The organism is Acanthopleuribacter pedis, assembly GCF_017377855.1.
Classification (GTDB): Bacteria; Acidobacteriota; Holophagae; order Acanthopleuribacterales; family Acanthopleuribacteraceae; genus Acanthopleuribacter; species Acanthopleuribacter pedis.
Window position 1 is genome coordinate 15758 of record NZ_JAFREP010000021.1, and the last position, 17850, is coordinate 33607.

At 56.3% G+C, this 17850-nt stretch carries 14 protein-coding genes; 5 read left to right on the top strand and 9 right to left on the bottom strand.

Annotated elements, in window-relative coordinates; translation table 11 throughout:
* Window positions 1-29 precede the first annotated feature (29 nt).
* Complete coding sequence (locus tag J3U88_RS21160) at window positions 30-1613, bottom strand: right-handed parallel beta-helix repeat-containing protein (protein ID WP_207860973.1); 1584 nt, start codon at window positions 1611-1613, stop codon at window positions 30-32.
* A 510-nt stretch (window positions 1614-2123) separates the two neighbouring features.
* On the opposite strand from J3U88_RS21160, the gene J3U88_RS21165 reads away from it, so the two are divergent.
* Window positions 2124-3002, top strand: coding sequence for an SPFH domain-containing protein (locus J3U88_RS21165; protein ID WP_423842077.1), 879 nt, complete (start codon window positions 2124-2126; stop codon window positions 3000-3002).
* Window positions 3003-3376: 374 nt separating this feature from the next.
* On the opposite strand, the gene J3U88_RS21170 is transcribed toward J3U88_RS21165, so the two are convergent.
* From J3U88_RS21170 to J3U88_RS21190, 5 genes are all read right to left on the bottom strand, one after another.
* Window positions 3377-4183 (bottom strand): formylglycine-generating enzyme family protein, encoded by an 807-nt coding sequence (locus tag J3U88_RS21170; protein WP_341535193.1) that lies wholly within the window; start codon window positions 4181-4183, stop codon window positions 3377-3379.
* A gap of 340 nt (window positions 4184-4523) precedes the next feature.
* The gene (locus J3U88_RS21175) at window positions 4524-5066 is read right to left on the bottom strand and encodes a hypothetical protein (protein WP_207860976.1); all 543 of its coding nucleotides are present in this window, start codon (window positions 5064-5066) and stop codon (window positions 4524-4526) included.
* 13 nt (window positions 5067-5079) lie between these two features.
* Window positions 5080-6111 carry a hypothetical protein gene (locus tag J3U88_RS21180; RefSeq protein WP_207860977.1) on the bottom strand — a complete coding sequence of 344 codons (1032 nt, stop codon included), beginning with the start codon at window positions 6109-6111 and terminating at the stop codon, window positions 5080-5082.
* A 307-nt stretch (window positions 6112-6418) separates the two neighbouring features.
* Window positions 6419-7231, bottom strand: a complete 813-nt coding sequence (locus J3U88_RS21185) for a formylglycine-generating enzyme family protein (protein ID WP_207860978.1) — start codon at window positions 7229-7231, stop codon at window positions 6419-6421.
* A 1-nt stretch (window position 7232) separates the two neighbouring features.
* Complete coding sequence (locus J3U88_RS21190) at window positions 7233-8342, bottom strand: KamA family radical SAM protein (RefSeq protein WP_207860979.1); 1110 nt, start codon at window positions 8340-8342, stop codon at window positions 7233-7235.
* Window positions 8343-8593: 251 nt separating this feature from the next.
* Between J3U88_RS21190 and J3U88_RS21195 the strand changes: the two genes are divergently transcribed.
* The 3 genes from J3U88_RS21195 (at window position 8594) to epmA (ending at window position 12621) form a co-directional block, all read left to right on the top strand.
* A complete protein-coding gene (locus tag J3U88_RS21195; protein WP_207860980.1) occupies window positions 8594-9877 on the top strand; it encodes a hypothetical protein in 1284 nt (427 codons plus the stop codon).
* A gap of 948 nt (window positions 9878-10825) precedes the next feature.
* A complete protein-coding gene (efp, locus tag J3U88_RS21200; RefSeq protein WP_207860981.1) occupies window positions 10826-11401 on the top strand; it encodes an elongation factor P in 576 nt (191 codons plus the stop codon).
* A 2-nt stretch (window positions 11402-11403) separates the two neighbouring features.
* The gene (epmA, locus tag J3U88_RS21205; RefSeq protein ID WP_207860982.1) at window positions 11404-12621 is read left to right on the top strand and encodes an EF-P lysine aminoacylase EpmA; all 1218 of its coding nucleotides are present in this window, start codon (window positions 11404-11406) and stop codon (window positions 12619-12621) included.
* Between the two features lie 143 nt (window positions 12622-12764).
* Here epmA and J3U88_RS21210 read toward each other — a convergent pair whose 3' ends face one another.
* Together J3U88_RS21210 and J3U88_RS21215 are read right to left on the bottom strand one after the other, a co-directional pair.
* Complete coding sequence (locus J3U88_RS21210) at window positions 12765-15491, bottom strand: hybrid sensor histidine kinase/response regulator (RefSeq protein ID WP_207860983.1); 2727 nt, start codon at window positions 15489-15491, stop codon at window positions 12765-12767.
* Window positions 15488-16072, bottom strand: coding sequence for a biliverdin-producing heme oxygenase (locus J3U88_RS21215; protein WP_207860984.1), 585 nt, complete (start codon window positions 16070-16072; stop codon window positions 15488-15490). Before J3U88_RS21215 ends, J3U88_RS21210 begins: the two co-directional genes overlap by 4 nt.
* 291 nt (window positions 16073-16363) lie before the next feature.
* Between J3U88_RS21215 and J3U88_RS21220 the strand changes: the two genes are divergently transcribed.
* Window positions 16364-17083, top strand: a complete 720-nt coding sequence (locus tag J3U88_RS21220) for a hypothetical protein (protein WP_207860985.1) — start codon at window positions 16364-16366, stop codon at window positions 17081-17083.
* 12 nt (window positions 17084-17095) lie between these two features.
* Here the strand turns inward: J3U88_RS21220 and J3U88_RS21225 are convergent, their stop codons facing one another.
* On the bottom strand, window positions 17096-17713 hold the full coding sequence (locus J3U88_RS21225) for a WHG domain-containing protein (RefSeq protein ID WP_207860986.1): 618 nt from the start codon (window positions 17711-17713) through the stop codon (window positions 17096-17098).
* Between the last annotated feature and the right edge of the window lie 137 nt (window positions 17714-17850).

Genomic DNA, 17850 nt, shown 5'->3' on the forward strand with positions numbered 1-17850 from the left:
AGGCCGGCGCAAAGCCGGCCTGACGGTCATCATTCGTAACAGTCCGTGGTGGTCGGGGTGAAGGTGCCCGAGCAGATTCTGTTGTCGACGCCGTTGATCTGAGTCACCGGGGTGGTAATGTTGGTGAAGTTCATGCGATCCACATGCCATTCCCTGGTATCGCGCAGGGTCACGCCGCCGAAATCGCTGTCCACGCAGGTGGGGGAATAAACAGAGGTCCGCGTGATCCGACCATCCTTACCGCCGCCTGCATAAACATGGTTCTGACGCCAAAAAAGTTTTCCGTGCAACGTGGTGGTGGGCGTTTCCATGAGTTGACCGAAAATCCAGTTGTTATCCACGTAGGTACCATTGGTATGGAAGAGGACGATCCCACCCCAAATAAAAGGTTTGGCTGTGTAGAGCGGATTGGTGGTGGGATTGTTGGGATTGCCGTTGCTGATGGTGTTGCCTTGAACACTGTTCCCGTGGGTCGGCGAATCGCTTTCACCCCATAACAACACACCGGTAACTTTTGAACCCATGATGGTGTTGTTGAGAATATGAATGCTGTCGAACGAACCCCCCTTACCATCGACGGAGGCACCAATGCCGGTTTCGGTGTTGTACAGCTTGTTGTCGTTTACGGTTACCCCAGAAATGAGCCCCTGACTCACAAAACGAATGCCTTCGCGAACCTCGCGAATGGTGTTGCGGGCAATGGTAGCACCCTCCAGCACGTGGGCTTTGATCGCGGTGGTCCCGTTGTTGGTGAAGATGTTGTCGGTCACGGTCGCATTCAAACCATTGATGCGCAACCCGTTGATGTTGGTGTTGTAAATGCGGTTATCATGCACAACCACGTTTTTGATGGAACTCGCTTCCTGACCGATGTAAATGCCGCTATTGCCAATGGTTAAACCGTCGGCGCGCGGGGTATCGGAACCCAGGTATAAGTCGATGGTGTTGTCTTCAATGTGCAAACCATTGCTCGCACTGCCCAAGAAAATGCCACCGCGCGCGATTTCCAGCATGTGGTTGGTTTGGATGGTACCCGTCACCGCCCCAAGCGCCACGGCCCAACCACGCACCCGAATGCCGTCCGACTCCATGCGGCCGGCTAGACCCGACTTGAAAAAACCATTGTGGGTCATGGTCACCTGGGGAACATGAAATACAGAAATCAGGTCCTCGGCACTGCCGTTGATTTCACAGCCCTTCATGACAAATTTTGAACTGTTGGCAATGGCCACCAAAGCGGTCCCTTGAATCTCTCCGTCCACATCAGTGTTGTTAATCCCTTTAAAAGCAAGAGATTCCAAAGAGACGTCCGCCACATCACGGGGATAAAACTTGTCGGTCAAAATGACGGTCCGACCCTTGCCCGCTCCTTTGATTTTTACCGAACGGATGTTCGAACCGGACCCACGAAGATCGAAGTCTTGGATCAGGAAGGTACCCTCCGGCATCTCAATGATTTCCCCATTCTTGGCATCCATGAGGGCTTGGATTAACGCCTGGGTACAATCGACGCGCCCGGTTGTATCGGCATAGTAGTCTCTGAAGTCAATTTGCGCATAGCTTGGCAATACAGTTAAAAAACAACCAAAAAACACCCATAAAAGGACTCTCATCAAAAGCAACTCCAAAAGGTAATTTCAGACACAGCGTTACCTCGCACAAAGTCGCTGCATCCATGTCACCTAGGAATTCCTGTTCTTCCGAAAAAACCGCCAAGTTATTTCGAAAAACCGCGGTGCCGAATGCACCCCTTCCTTCCATGAGGTGGAACCCACCGGGCACGGCACCGCATAGGCGGTGCAAGAGCCGCCGGGTTTCACAAACCGGTCCTTTTCGCCAAGGTTGTCATCAGGGCAAAAATCCTTGGTCGCAGGGGCAAAAATCCGCGGTGAAAGGAGATACAACAGCCCCGGCGACGGGCCCATCCCCATTTTTTTTGCCCCACCGCGGCCCTCTTGAGCCGATTCCCTCGCCGGGCTTAGTGACAAGGGCAACCGTCAGGGACTGGCGAACCAGATCTTTTTCATTCACAGGCCGTTTGAAACCAATTACCGAAACGAAACCCGGCCGCTTCGCCAGAAATTGACACTCCTTGCAAATCTTTGTAGGAGGTCTTTCCCATGATTGTGGAAAAACAACGCAAAACCCTTCCCGGCATCCCCTTTCTTGCCATCACGATCACCAGCTTGATCGCCGTGTTCATCCTGTTTGTGACCGCCATCGGCAGCGGCGCCAAACCCATGGTGGTCCTCACCTTATTTTTGGGCCTTCTCAACATCAGTCTGTTCGCGGGCTTCTTTTACGTGGCCCCCAACCGCGGCAAGGTCCTCACCCTGTTTGGCAAATACAAGGGCACCTGCCGCGAGCCCGGCCTGCACTGGGCCAACATTTTCTTTGCCAAACAAGATGTGTCCCTGCGCGTTCACAACTTCGACACCAACCACCTGAAAGTCAATGACCAGACGGGGAACCCCATTGAAATCGGCGCGGTCGTCGTGTGGCGCGTGGTCGACACGGCGGAGGCGGTGTTCGAGGTGGAGAACTTCAGCAACTACGTGCATGTCCAGTCGGAGGCGGCCCTGCGTGGCCTGGCAACCCGCTATCCCTACGTTGCTTACGAGGAGGATACGGACAGCTTAACCGGCAACATGGAATCCATCTCGGAGCAACTGAAAGCGGAAATCCAAGAGCGTCTCGCCAAGGCGGGCGTCGATGTGCTCGAAGCCCGCATCAGCCACCTGGCCTACGCACCGGAAATCGCGGCGGCGATGTTGCAGCGGCAGCAAGCCTCGGCGGTGGTCGCGGCCCGGACGGAGATCGTCGAAGGCGCGGTGGGCATGGTTGAACTCGCGCTGCAACGCCTCAAAGACGACGGCATGGTTCAGCTCGACGCGGAGAAACAAGCGGCGATGGTCAGCAACCTGATGGTGGTACTGTGCAGTGATCGCGCGGCCCAACCGGTGATCAACACGACCGCATCCCCGACGCCCCACCCGCGCTAGCATCCCGCCGGTGAAACGAAGGTAACCAACGAGCATCTGTAAAAAAAACGAACACCTTAAAAACCAAGCCCCATGTCGGTATTCACCGCGTGGGGCTTTTTTCGTGTGTTGGGATTGGTGCTGCCTGAAGGAAGGGAAGGCACCGGATTGACTGGTTAGGACCGAGACATGGGGTTTACCTCCGATGCCCGAAACTACGCCACGCCGTGATCCGCTTGGGCAAAAACACGTAACGCTGTCCCTGCTTGGCCGTGGATTGGTGATGAAGGGTATCGGTTCCGCCGCACACCGCGATCATGGTTGGGACCCTGACCGTCGCCGCCCGCGTCGCCTGTCCGTGTCCCATCCACAATCGCTCCGTTTCTTTTTTCTGGTTAGGAACCTCCGGCGGGCCGGAAGCCCTGGTCCTGCCAAGCCCTGACCGGCGCGTACACGTACCGGTAGGCGGAACGGCAGTACCTCGCGGGGTTGAAAAAACCGCCACCGCGCACCACGCGCTTGACGCCTTCGGGAGGACCCGAGGGGTCGATTAGCTCCTGATCATCATAGGATCCATACCAATCCAAACACCATTCATCCACATTGCCGTGCATTTGGTACAAACCCCAGGGATTACACGGCAGCGCTTTCACCGCAACGGTTTCACCAGGGTATTCTTGATCTGGTTCGTCGGGCAGATAACGAAAATTTCCATTAAAATTAACCTGTTCGGTAGTGATCGTTTCACCAAAGGAAAACGGCGTGGTGGTTCCTGCACGACACGCGTACTCCCACTCCGCCTCGGTTGGTAATCGCAGAGGAAAATCGGGACACAAAACCTCCCATCGCACAAAGAATTCCGCCACATCGTCATAAGAAACGAATGCCACGGGAAATTGATCCTCGCGAAATTCACTGGGATTGGTTCCCATCACCGCGGACCACAAGACCTGCGGACAGGCGGTGTCGGCCAGCCAAAACCCACGGCTCAGGGTAATCTCTCGTTGGACCTCATCTTCACCGCGAAGGTGTTCCGTTTCCAGGGATCCCATGGTGAAACGACCAGGCGGGCACCAGCGAAAGGTCTGTGCCACATCCTTCACCGCAACCGTCTGCCAAATCCCGTAGGCGTCCCGACCGTAGGCAACGGTGCTGGGATAAGGAAAATCGTCGGGCGGGGCTATCCGCCGAACCCGTGTCACCAAAACACCCTCCAAAAACGTCCGAGCAAGCCGGATCGCGGCCAGCCATGACAAAACGCGTAACGGATTCGCCACAAACCCACGGCCACCAAAAACCGGTCCATCCTCACACCACCCACCAAAAAGGCAATCAAAGGCGCCATCATCACAATAAAAAACCCAACCCAGTCATAGGGATTCATCTTAGGCCAATTCGACCCAAACCAGCACCAAAAACGCGAATCCGACACGGAACCAGTAATTCCCACCCCATTCCACGCCTGCATTGGGTGAAACCCACTTATTTGGTTAACGCATCAGTTTTGTGGATCTTCTCTCTTCGGTCTGTCTCTTCTGCAAATTATTTCCTGAGTAAACAAAGTTTAATCGCTTGGGGATCATAAGAAAAAACAGAACCTTTAAGCTGCATGTTGCCTAATTCAATAGACACATCGTCTCCTACACCGAGTAAGGGAACCGTTCGCGAAACGCCGGTTTTTTGGCAGACAGCAACGAGAGGGTAGGTAAAAGCGCCGCTATTCCGTTCAGGATTGAAGTGTAGGATTACGCTCAGATCCTCAAAGACTTTGGGGGTACCCGCGTTCAAGGAAATGACTTCACAACCAGCTTCGTTGGGTAAAGGGGTACCCGCATCACCCGTCGTTTCCAGCCATGGTTTCTGACCCAAGGGCTTTTTGGCTTTTACGCTAAGTGAAGGCCGGTTTTGCGAGGATCCATCACGCGAAACAGGTGGTTTTATTTCAGACGGTGGTACCTCATAAGGATTCATGTAAATATAAAGGGTTACGCCTAAACTGAGCAAGCCGACCAAAGTGCCGAGTAGCACCCCAAGTCCACCCCACCAGGGGCGCGTCAATAAGTCTTTCGCAAGGTTCCATTTCATTGCTTTCCCCTACTTACTGGTCAACCCTGATATTACGAAATTGAATTTTGTAATCTGCATTTTCTAATTTATACCGAAGCTCTAGCACTCTTAATAATTTGGAATCTTTAACGCCGTTCCCAAATACAACGGAAACTCTGGTGGGTACACCTGTTATCAAATTGAAGTTAAACCAACCAGACCTCCAGACCCCACCACCATTAACAAAATCGGTACTCTTAGACGAATGTCCAACTTGGTTTGTCATCACTGAATGGCTTCGGTAAAAACCTATGTTCTTATCTTCGGACATATTCGTCAGCAAAACATCACACCGAATATTTTTTCCCTGAACACGGCACTTCTGGATCTGAAAATGAACCTGGTTTTGCGTACCTTCGGTGACGGTCTCTTGTGGAATGACATAGGTTTCCCCTCGATCATCGGTAATTTCCGGTATGTCCTTTGGCACCAAAATGCTTTTGATATCTTCCGTTTTTGGCAACTTCTGAGACACAGAACACAAGCTCTCCGCGGTTTCAACATGAATCACTTGAACCGTAACCAAGATAAATTCACCGAACTCACGGTATTTACCCACAACCAACGCATCAATTGAAGAAAACTTACCAAGCTTTTTTTGGTTCTCAGGATCCATCAAACCACTCAATTTCAGTTTATGTTCCTTGAGAATCAAATCAAACTGGGTACGCGTTACCGTATCAATATCGGTTTTTTGCTGAATAACTTCTAAAATCAGCTCTGGAACGATTTGCGCAAACTCAGTCGGTCCTTCCGAACTCTGTAGATCCAGCAGCGAAATTTTTTCTACTTTCTTTTTTTCATCAATACAGGTCGCAAGCTGAGTGCCAATAGCGCGACTTACGTCAAAGAAATCTTGACCCTGAAGCGCTGATAATGAAAGCAAACAAGAAACAAAAATCACCCGAAACATGTTCCAACCTCTTCTCTGTTTCATTCCGAACAACATACCAAAGATCCAAATCAATATTTTCAATTTCTCAAAAACTTTTTCGAAATCCGCCAACGAGGCAACGGTTATCATTCACTTCTCCCCCAACCCAAGGAAGTGCGCGCTAATAAAGCGCTTTCAACGCACCCACCCAATCGCCCTGAATGCGCTTTTTTAAACCAAGACCCTTTTCCAATTAAAGAACGTTACCATTCGGGTCGAATGCCGGCGGCCAACCAAAAAACTTTGGTTCTCACCCGTAAACCGTCCCTGACTACAAGGCGCAGTCCCACAAAAAAAAGGACATACGAACCCATTAATAGAACGATAAAACCAAACCCTTAATGGTTAACCAAACGCGAACCAAACATGATGGGGCGTGTTACATCGCATTCTTTGGTTAAGAACCTCCGGCGGGCCGGAAGCCCTGGCTCCGCCAAGTCCCGCCTGGGTCGCCCGCGCTCCGGTAGGCGGAACGGCAGCCCCCCGCACTGCCGTCGAAGCCGCCACCGCGTACCACGCGCAGGCCGCCCTCGGGAGGACCCGAGGGGTCGATTAGCTCCTGATCATCATTGGATCCATACCAATCCGAACAGCATTCATCCACATTGCCGTGCCTTTGGTACAAACCCCATGGATTACACGGCAGCGCTTTCACAGCAACGGTTTCACCACGGTATTCTTGATCTGGTTCGTCGGGCAGATAGCGAGCGCCTCCATAAAAATTTACTTGTTCGGTATTGATCGTTTCACCGAAGGAAAACGGCGTGGTGGTTCCTGCACGACACGCGTACTCCCACTCCGCCTCGGTTGGTAATCGCAATGGAAAATCGGGACACAAAACCCGCCATCGCCCAAAAAATTCCGTCAGATCGTCATAAGAAACGGATGCCACGGGGAATTGATCCCCGCGAAATCCAGTGGGGTTGGTTCCCATCACCACGGACCACAAGGCCTGGGGACAGGCGGTATCGGCGAGCCAAAACCCACGGCTCAGGGTAATTTCTCGTTGGACCTCATCTTCACCGCGATGCCGTTCCGTTGCAGGGGATCCCATGGTGAAACGACCGGGTGAGCACCAGCGAAAGGTTTGTTCCACATCCTTCACCGCAATCGTCTGCCAAATCCCATAGGCGTCCCGTCCGTAAGCTTGGGTACTGGGATAAGGGAAGTCGTCGGGCGGGGCGATTCCCCGCGGTGGGATTTGGGTCATGTCAGCACCAGTCCTGGTACACGCTTAGACGGCCGTCCGGGTGTTGGTAGCGGTAGGTGCCGTCGGCTTGGCGTTCCATGGCCGCGACGGGGATTTTGCCGGTGCCGTCGGGGAGGTCGATCACGTAACGCGGGTTTTGCTCGGGGTCGAGGGTTTGGGTCATGGCGGTGTACAAGCGGCGGCCTTGTTCGATGGAGACGCGGAACGGGGCGTTGCCCGCCACGCGGTCCGGGTGGTGCAGGTAGCGTGGTTTCACGCCGGCGGCGGCCAGGCCTTGCCACAAGGCCTGTTGCGCGGCGAGGCTGTCGTTGACGCCCTGTAGCAGAACCGCCTGGTTTTCAACTTGGACGCCCGCCGCTTGCAACCGCGCAACCGCGGCCAGGCTTTGCGGGGTTTGTTCGTCGCGGTGGTTGAAGTGGCAGACGAGGCGCAGCGGCAGGCGGCCCTGCAACGCCGCGGTTAAACCAGTCGTCACCCGCGCGGGGTAATGGACCGGGGCGCGGCTGTGGATGCGCCAGTGGGTGACGGAAGGAATGGTTTCCAGCTCGGACCGAACCCAAGCCAGGTGTTCGTCCGTTAGGGTCAGCGGATCGCCGCCGCTGAGGATCGGTTCTTTGATGTCGGGATTGGCACGCAGGAAATCGAAAATGCACCGCCAATCGGCGCGGCTCAACTCCATCGCCCGCGCGACGGGTTCCTCGCGTCGGAAGCAAAACCGGCAGTAGAAATGGCATTTCTTGGTGGCGAGGATGATGACGCGGTCGGCGTGTTTTTGGACCACGAAGGGAACGGGCCGTTGTCGGCGGTCGGCAATGGGGTCGGCGATGTCGCCCTGATCCTGCACTAACTCGGTGAGGCGGGGCCGACCCATGCGCGCCACGGCGGAGTCGGGACCCTGCTGTTCGGCGAGGTCGAGGTAGTAACGGGGCCATTGAACGGGAAACACACGGCGCACCTGGTCAGTGACCTCGGCGGGCACGTCCAGAACACGGTTGATGTCGGGACGCGGCGCAAAACCCTCGGCGGCCGGGGTCGTGGACGCCGCCGCATCGGCCGATTCGGCTTGGCGATCGGCAACGGCGTGAAGGGACGAAAAAGACGGGTTAGCCATGGTTTTCCTCGGAACAAAACGGGGTCGGTGTGTCGCAAAACACACGGTGACGTATCTTACCCGAGCACAGCCCGGCGCGTCAGAATCATTTTTTGGGCTACTCGCCCAAGACGGAGGCGGCTAAAATGAAGGGAACGGTCCCACGGCTGTGCGCGGTGTTTTTTCCAACAGGGTAAAGCACTGCATCCGTGCCTTTTACACCGCTTGTTTGCGCGGCGGGACCGTTTGACAAACCAATAAGGGAGGGACCTATGCGCGACCCGTCGTCGGACACTCAAGCGCCACCACCACGGACGGAACCCTCCCAAACACCGCCCAACAAAGCGGCCAAACGGCGTCCCAGGCGGCGACGCAAGCCAAAGGCGACACCGGCCGCCACCCCTCAATCCCTGGAAAACCTGCTGATTGAAACGGTGCGGGCCAAATACCAAGCCATGTTCGGGAAAGCGGCCAACGACATACCCATCGACCTCAATTTAAGCTTTCAGGTGGTCCCCGGCGATCCGTGGCGGCTCGATTTTGATCCCCCGCTTGAAGAACAACTGGGCGATGTTTTGGAACAACACGAGGCCCGCCAGTCCTGCTTCACCCAGGGACGGGTTTACTGCTTCCAGTGTGATGCGGCGGATTGTGACCATGGGGTGCCGGGTTCACCGAGCGAGGTATTCGCGGGTTACGATCCGGTGGGCCAACCGCGCTGGTGCGACATGGCGCAATTCCTTCTGGACTTGAAGGACGAGCGGGTCGACCAGCTTTACCGCGAGAACGGTCAGGTGGTGGCCCGGCAACTGGCGGGCCACCATCTCAAAAACCGCCAGCTCTCGCCCTTTGGCAAGTCTTCCAAACGGTTTTCCTTAATCGGTCAGGTCATCTTGGGGTATCTCAGCATGGTGGGTCACGGCGGCGAGCGGGAGCGCCTGGCGATCAGCTTCCAGGCGGTGGAGTCGCGCACGCCACAGGGTCTGATCCGGCTCCATTTGAATGTGGTCATGCACGGCGAGGACCGCGACGAGTTGGAAACCCGACTGGAGGAGCAATACGGCTGGATCCGCCGGGCGCGGCGCCAGGCGGAAGAACGTCTGGCCGGGCTGGAGCAACAGTTGGCGCAGCTCAAAAAGAAAGGGAGCGGCGTGAAACCGCGCCAGTTGTTGCGCCAGGTGCCCGAAATCTTGCAACAACTGCGGCAACAGCTCCAGCAGGGATACCGGCAGCGGCAGCGGCGCACCAAACATGCGGAGGAACGGCGCGCGTTGTTGCGGCCGATTGACAAGGCGATGGCGGACGTGGAAACGGCGCGAATGGAAGATTTTTTCTTCGATACACGCGAGGAGACGGTGATCCTGCGCGGCAGGCGCGGTCGGTGTCACGTGTTCACCCAGGCGGGCAAACACGTGACCAGTTTCGTGATCGGCGAAAACGCGACCCACGGCCGTTTCCGCCGCGGGCGCTGGGAACCGATGGACCAAAACCAGTGTGAATCCTTTTTAACCACCTTGGCCCGGCTGGGTTCCGGGGGAAGCTCGGCCTCGGGATAGGGTTCAGGGTTGTTCCGTCCGTGAACCCCGAGCCCCTAGGATGCGTGCAGCGTGGCCGGGCGCAGCCCGGCGTTCATGCGTCCCCGTTTTTTGCGGCGCGCCGGGTCGAGGTCACAACCAAATAGGAATCGTACCGAATCAACCGAGGGTGCCATGCTTGGATGGGGGCGATCCGGCGTTGGGATTGTTGGCGTGGATGATCCCGGTGCCATTGGATATTGGCGGGGATGATCAAACGGGCGTTGCAGTTGATGGTTCTGTGACCGACGCCTTCAGCGTCTGCACGACGGGAACCCCCATGGACCCAGAGCAATCGGTTGTTCCACAACCGCTTGATCTGGGCTGAAATCACCGGCGCCCTCGGCGCCTTTGCGCCTTCAGCGCAGCCGGTTGTCGCGCGCCTCCGGCGCACGGTTCAAATTTTTTTGTGGTCCACGGATTTCGGCGTGCGAACCCTTCCGGGGTTCGCCGGGTCAGCCCCATCCAAACATTGTTTCCTCGGGCGATCCGGCGCGGCGATTCGACCGGAATGTGCCCCGCCAACAATCGATTGGACCGGGATCATCCACGCGGGGTTGTGGATCCGTAACGCCTGGGGTGTCGGCCCCTCCAGGGAGCTTCCAGGGTGGCCGGGCTGCGCCCGGCGTTCATTCGAAGCACAGCCCGTGGTTGGGGTTGGGCGGCCCTCGTTGGGGCGTGCAGGATCACCGCGTGCGCGGCCCAGAATAAAACAAACCCAATCCCAACAGCCCACCATCTAAAAAAGAAATAGATTCTTGGGTTCCACAGGGTCATTTGCTATGCTGCTAGATTGGGTAGTTCATCGCAATCACGAGCCTTGGGTCACCACGCGGCTACCCGCCCGGTTTTTGCCGGGTTCGACGCGGCAGGTTCGTTTCGCTTCGCTATTTCCGCGTTCCATTTTTTTAAGAGAAGGGTTCTCACGGCATGATTAAGACCGACCAATTTAGAAAACGTTTAAAGATTGAAATTAACAACGAGCCATACGTCATGTTGGACGTCGACTTTGTGCGTCCCGGCAAAGGCCAGGGTTTTGTGCGCACCAAGCTGAAGAACTTGATGACCGGTTCTACTACCGAACGGACCTTTAAATCGAACGAAACCGCCAAACCGGCGACGGTCAACGACTACGACATGCAGTTCCTCTACAACGACGGCGACGGCTACACCTTCATGAACATGGAAACCTACGATCAGGTGTCCATCATGGAAGACGTTCTGGCCGATGCGGTGAACTACCTGTACGAGAACATGGAAGTCAACGTTTCCTTTTACAACGACATGCCAATCAGCGTAGAAGTCCCCAACTTTGTCGAGATGGAAATTACCGATTGCGAACCCGGCATTAAAGGCAACTCGGCCACCAACACGCTGAAACCGGCCGTGGTCAGCAGTGGTTACCGCTTGAACGTTCCCCTGTTCATCGACCAAAACGAGTGGATTCGCATCGACACCCGCGACGGCAGTTACGTGGAACGCTGCAAAAGACCCGAGGGTCGCTAAGCTTGCCGCAACACATCGGATCCTTTAAAAGCCGCATCTCGATTGCGGCTTTTTTACGTTCAGGGCACGGCCTTGTCGCGGGTCGCGTCACCTGGCGAAAAACCGGGGACGCATCCGGGGCGGCGGTGCTGCAAGACGACTCCGGCTCGTTGCCGCTGCCGGCGGCGGTCGCGGTGCAACTGCCGTCGGCCTCGCCAAGCTGGGCGGCGATACGCTTGGATCACGACGGGTGGCATTTGGTGTATCAAGCGCCGATTGCAGTCAACGAGGCCACGGGTCCGTTGTTCGCCAAGCAAGCGATGCTGAAACGCCGAGGCCGCATCCACCAAAAGGTTCGCCGCTTTTTTCTCAACGCCGATTTTCTGGAATGCGACACACCGGTGAAAGTGGCCTGTCCCGGCATGGAACCCTACCTGGACACCTTCGCCGCCGGGGACCAATGGCTGCGCACCTCACCGGAACTCCACATGAAACGGCTGCTGGCGGGCGGGCTGGAAAAGGTGTTCCAATTTGCAGCCAGTTTTCGCGCGGGCGACATCGGTCGCATGCACCGCGAAGAATTTATCATGCTGGAATGGTATCGCTTGTGGGCCGACCTGGACCGGCTCCAGGAGGATGTGCAGGGATTGTTTGCCGAGCTTGCGGAGGAGGCAACGGATCCGGCCTACTTCCGTCGGCCCATTGAGGTGGTAACCTGCGCGGGCCTGTTCGAACGTTATTTGGACCTACCCTTACGGGACCATCACAACCGCGATCCGCTGCGGGCCTGCCTGGAAGCCAAGGGTTTACCTTGGTCGGAAGAAGACGATTGGGACACGTTGTATTTTCAATTGTTTCTCAACTTTATCGAACCGCGGCTGGGTTTCGAGCAACCGACCCTGGTCACGGCTTATCCGGCCTCGCAAGCGGCTTTGGCCAAAAAAATGCCGGTGGTCGCCGGGGAAATGCCCGCCTGCTATCGCTTCGAAATCTATGTAAAAGGGATTGAATTGGCCAACGCCTTTTACGAAGTCACCGATCATGGGGTGCAACGGGCTCGCTTCGCGGCGGACCAGGAAGAACGACGCGCCTTGGGTAAAGCGGTTTATCCGATGGACGAAGCCTTTCTGGCGGCGTTGGCGTCGGGAATGCCACCGGCGGCGGGGATTGCGCTGGGCCTGGACCGTTTGGTGTTGGCGCTGTTGGGCGGCGATGATTTGGCGACGATTTTACCGTTTTGAAACGGGTGACGCGGCTAAGCCGATACGGCCGAAAAACACAGCCTGGTACCATAAGAAACGCGGGGATCAGGGTGATCGCCTCATCGGATAAAACCCCGGCCCAGAGAGGCAGCGCGGTCGCGACCGGCTCCTACCTGCGCCAATCAGGGTTTCTTTAAGGTTTCCAAGACCAAGGCGACAAATGAAGCGAGACGAATGGGTTTGGCCAAAAAACCGTCAAAACCACAGTCCAAGAACCAGCGGCGATCCTCATCGGCCGAAAAAGCCGTGACCGCGAGGGCCGGCACTTTGGCCGCGGGCACGTCCATCACACGCAGTTCCTTAATCGCCGTATCACCATGTAAATTCGGCATTTGGATATCAAATACGTACAGATCGTAGTTGTTTTTCAAGGCCATGGTGACGGCTTCGCGCCCGTCGGTGACAATATCAAAATCGCAACCGGTTCGGGACAAAAGGCGAGACATCACCCGTTGGTTCACCTTGTTGTCCTCGGCCACGAGCAGGCGATAACCGGCAAGAGACGGGATTTCTTTTAGCCGCGTTTCCTTGGCTTTTGGCGGTGCGCCGCCCTTGTGCGGCATGGGTGGAACCGGAAGGGTCACCCGCATAAGCGCGCCGCCGCGATCACTTTCGTCAATCTCGAGCCTCCCATTCATAATCTGCAACAGCCCTCTTACAATGCTCAAACCCAAACCTACACCGTTGGTTTTTTCGTGGAGGGCCGCCCCACTTTGGTGAAACGCTTCCAAAACCTTGCCGCGTTCCTCCGGGGCAATGCCCTTGCCGGCGTCGGCAATGTTCATCACCAACTGCCGCGACGCTTGATCCGTGCCGTTCAGTTGCATCGCCACATCCACATGTTCCCCGGAAGGTGAATGCTTCATGGCGTTGGAAATGAGATTGTTGAGGATTTGAACAACGCGGTCGGCATCCATCCAAACCGGTTCATCGAAGGAACCCAGCCACCGGAACGCAAGCGGCACCTTGGTTTTTTTGGTCAAACCGAGCAAGGCGGCGCGCACCTTTTTCTCGAGGTCCGGCACACGGAAGGAGCTGGGTTTTAAGGAAACATGCCCAGCATCCAAACGCGCCTGGTCAAGCAAATCGTTGAGCAAACGGGTCAACAACACGGATGAACTCACGATATCGGCCGTCATCTCCAGGAGTTCCGGGTTCTCCAACTCCTGTTCCAAGAGTTCAGCATTGGCGAGGATGCCGTGGATCGGGGTGCGCAAGTCGTGGCTCACATTGCCCAGCAAGCGTTCCTTGGCCCGTCGTGCCTCGTTGGCACGGGACAGCAACCCGACCAATTCGTGATTGCCCAGTTCATGCAACACCATCACCATTTCGTCACGCAAGGCCAGGGCGAGATCGATTTCATAGGTTTGCCAGGGTGCGGAGAACCCTCTCACCTGCTCGACCCAAAGGGAGAACGACGCCCGCGGCATCAACCGCTTGTCGGGATCTTGGAGATCGGCTACCTTTACCGGCTTCCCGGCCCATTTAATCTTTTGGGTGATTTCACCGCGAAACCACATGAGGTAAGCCGCTTTTCGTCGCCCCAACCGCAAGGCAAGCACACCCGCCGCCTGATCAACCACTTCTTGCGCCGGGGGAAACACCGCGGCGAGTCTGCGGTGGAAATAAACCGGCAGGTGACCGTGGTGTTCCTGTAACCAAAGGGTTAGCGCACGCAGGACGGGTTCCGGGGGACACAATCCCGAGGTGACCAACCGTTCGGGAGAAATCAAAACCGCCCCGTCGGAAGGGATCATTTCAGAAAGATGGGCCACCTCGTTCATGGCACCATCGATATCGACGGCATCGAGCATGTGCTCCAAAAGAACCTCGTGGCGGTGCTTTAGCATCAAAATGTGATTGCGGTTGACGCGCTCGTTCAGTTCGTGGGCCAGTTCCATGAAGTTCTGGCAGAACATGCGCAGTTCGCGAAGCGTTCGCAAACCCAAACGCAGCGGCTTGTTGTATTTCCATAACGAAAAGAAACCCCACAAACGCTGCCGATGGAGCAGCGAACCAACCATGGCGCCATGAACGCCCATATTGCAGTAATAGCGGGAACACATCACCGAGGGGGCGCGCCCGACAGCGCGGGAAAGGTCAACCGGAATTTTGGAAGGTTCTCGAAAGACAAGGGCTTGCCCTTCCTTGCTGTGGTTCTGGACCAAACCCACCGGTCGTTTGGCCATCACAATGCGGGCGGGCAAGGGAATGTCTGAATCGGGAAACCAAAGCCCTTTGTACGCCTGCAAATGTTCTTCGCGCGCCTCAGCCAAAGCTTCGCCGTTGTAGTTATTGTCAAAGCGGTAGAGAATCGCTTGGTCCACGTGAAGGGCCCGTTTTAAAACACGGCATGCTTCATGGTAAAGCTCGGCGGGCTGTTCAATGCCAATCGCCATTTCCAGCAAAGAGTCCACCAGGTGCGGCGCCTCGAATTCCTCCGTAAACCACTCTAAAACAAGATGTTCTCCCGCGCGATGGAGGGCGAGATCAAAGCGAACTTTTCGGTTCCAGGGGAAGGATTGACTGAATCTTTGCAACGGAATTTCCTGGTTGCTTTCAAAGACTTCACGCGCCAACCGCAACAGTTGCCAGCCCAAGACGTCCGATAGCGGACGCGCCATGAAGGTGCTTGGCGACATGCCGGCGATTTGGTTGATGTTGGCGGATACCGCGGCAGGTTGCAGGCTCAACCCATCGACACCGGTGCCGGCCAAAACAAAAACCCAAATCCCTTCTTGAATTCGGTCAATGAATTGAACGGCTTCCCGGTCACAGTTGGTCAGGGTGACCTCGGTGCCGGGGTTTAGGTATTGAAAATCCTCGGGGATCTGTAGCGTTTTCTTCAAAGGATCTCCTGCTCCGGTTGGGCCATTCGGTCAAACAGTGCCATCATCAGGTGAAAGGTATTGCGCGCGGACGAGACGGCCCGCCGAAGTGTCTGGGTTTGGGTGAGTTCCGCGTTAAGCCAGGCCTGGACACGGGGCCAACGGGTTCCCGCAACACGGCCGGCCTCGGTAAAAAAGGCAAGAGGGTAACCCAAAGGCTTCAGGCGTTTGGCCAAAACCGCGTTCCCCAGGTTGGACCCCTCGACCACGTAAAGAACGCCGGCTATGTCGCCGGGCGTCGCGCACCAGTCAAATGCTAACGGGACGGGGGCCGCGCGGTTGAGGGTAGGCTTCAATTGGTCGAGATCCGCGCGAATCAGGGCGGCATGCGCCATGGGTGGTGGCAGTTCGGGGGCGCGTAACATCGCGTGTTGGCTGATCATCAATTCCCACCCCATGTGAAACCGCTCAAAACCTTGTAAACAAAGCCCGTATTCGAAACGATCCAAAGCGGCCTCGCCAAGTTTTTTAACGAGCGGATGGCGTTCCAGGTCACGGTGGGCGTCGAACGTGGCCGACTTCAAAGTTCGGGCCGGATGCATCGGAACTCCTGTCCACGAAATACAAAAAGTCGGATTGGAGAAACGACTTTTAGATTTTTGAATGGATTTGCGCAATTGTAGCGCCTAAGGCGGTTTCGCTCAAGAGCAGGGAACCAGCCCCGGCTAAGTACTACCAAATGGATATGTTTTTCTGCAACAATCGCTGAAATAGACGGCCCATCACCACCTTCCACAAACCAAACGGATGTCACTTTTGACTGAATTTGGGTATTTTGGCCAAGATAATCTTTTCCATCTCATGAAACAAAGCTACCACCAGCGAGGCACTCGATGCGACGGCTCCTTCTTCTCTTCTTCATAGTTTCTGTTTTACCCGCGACCGCCTTCCAAGCGCCGGGCCAAGCAACCCTCATCGTTCCCAAAGACGTGCTCAACCACCTCAGGCTTGCAGAAACCGCGGTGTTCCAGCAGTTTTATAAAGGCGAACCCTCGGGTTCCATGGTGTTGTCGCGCGAGGTGAACGACGGGCAGCTCACTATTCGCGACAAAACCCTGGTTCCGGTATTTAAAGTGGCGGAAGAATTGGTTAGCGTGGTCGCCCTCGCCGACGGCGGCCTGACCCAACTCACCGGCGACGGCTATTTCGGAAAAGCCGCGGTCGATGTCGCCCTGAACACCAAGGACGGCGTTTTAAGCGGCCATGTCCAAATGGGCGACAACCGTCGCGAAATCAATCAACCGCTGTCCAGCCAAACCTTCTCACGGGTCGGCTTGTTCGCTTTGCTGCCGTTGTTTCCGTTTGAAGCGGGAAAACCCTACCAAGCCCAAATGCTGGATAGCTTGGATGGGCGCGTTTATACGATTGAAATTGGGGTCACCGCGGTCGCGGACGGGCTGCGCGTGGAACTCAACGGCCACAAAGCACGCCAGGCCTTTTTCATCAGCGCGGGTAAAACCCAACGCATCGAGGTGCTCGACACAACCTGGCGCTACGAACGGGTGGCGAATGAGGCCGCCCTGCAACCGGCGAAACAACCGGAACCCCGTTGACCTTAAGCGGCGTTATTCCCGGCGCCGCACCCCGTTCAGCGTAACCTCGGTAACCCAAGCCACCATTTCTTCGACCCGTTGTGGCTCGTCGGCGGGAAGATCGCGAATTTGGTCGGCCAGCAACAGCATCACCAAACCGTGAACACTCGACCACAGCGTTAGCGCCAAGGGGCGAATCGGATCATCACGGAAAACGCCCGCCCGTTGGCCCGCGGCGATAATGGCCTGTAGCCCGTCAAAAGCCCGCTGTCCCGCTTCCTGAAAAAGCGGGTCCTCGCCGTCGAGCGGCACATTACCACCGAACATCAGCATCGCCCGCGCCGGGTTGGCCAGGGATTGCACCACGTAACAGCGCCCGGCCTCGCGGAGTTGGCGCGCCGGATCGTCGGCAAAGGCGGCCGCCGCCGCGGCCGTCCCTTCCGCCAGAGCGACAAAACCACGGGCCGCAACCGCGGTCAGCAAGGCGGCTTTGTTGGGAAAGTGGCGGTAGGGCGCGGTGTGACTGACCCCGGCGCGTTTGGCCGCGGCCCGCAAACTCAACCCGGCCGCCCCTTTCTCCGCGAGCAGGGTTTCCGCGGCATCCAACAACGCGGCTCGTAGATCGCCGTGGTGATAGGCCTTTTTTTCCACGATGAACCTCCTTCTCAAGTAATCGGGTGCGCTAGGGGAGCGAAGAGACCCTAAAAAACGCCCGATATGTTGACATCGACAACATCGGTCATTATATTCCCTGTACGCCATGTTGACACTGGCAACATAAGGAGATT

Excerpts from the sequence above, each read along its gene's own strand:
- J3U88_RS21180 (WP_207860977.1), bottom strand. The coding sequence starts at position 6,111 with ATGATAACCGTTGCCTCGTTGGCGGATTTCGAAAAAGTTTTTGAGAAA.
- J3U88_RS21175 (WP_207860976.1), bottom strand. The coding sequence starts at position 5,066 with ATGAAATGGAACCTTGCGAAAGACTTATTGACGCGCCCCTGGTGGGGT.
- efp (WP_207860981.1), top strand. The coding sequence starts at position 10,826 with ATGATTAAGACCGACCAATTTAGAAAACGTTTAAAGATTGAAATTAAC.
- J3U88_RS21215 (WP_207860984.1), bottom strand. The coding sequence starts at position 16,072 with ATGCATCCGGCCCGAACTTTGAAGTCGGCCACGTTCGACGCCCACCGT.
- J3U88_RS21185 (WP_207860978.1), bottom strand. The coding sequence starts at position 7,231 with ATGACCCAAATCCCACCGCGGGGAATCGCCCCGCCCGACGACTTCCCT.
- J3U88_RS21195 (WP_207860980.1), top strand. The coding sequence starts at position 8,594 with ATGCGCGACCCGTCGTCGGACACTCAAGCGCCACCACCACGGACGGAA.
- J3U88_RS21160 (WP_207860973.1), bottom strand. The coding sequence starts at position 1,613 with ATGAGAGTCCTTTTATGGGTGTTTTTTGGTTGTTTTTTAACTGTATTG.
- J3U88_RS21220 (WP_207860985.1), top strand. The coding sequence starts at position 16,364 with ATGCGACGGCTCCTTCTTCTCTTCTTCATAGTTTCTGTTTTACCCGCG.
- J3U88_RS21190 (WP_207860979.1), bottom strand. The coding sequence starts at position 8,342 with ATGGCTAACCCGTCTTTTTCGTCCCTTCACGCCGTTGCCGATCGCCAA.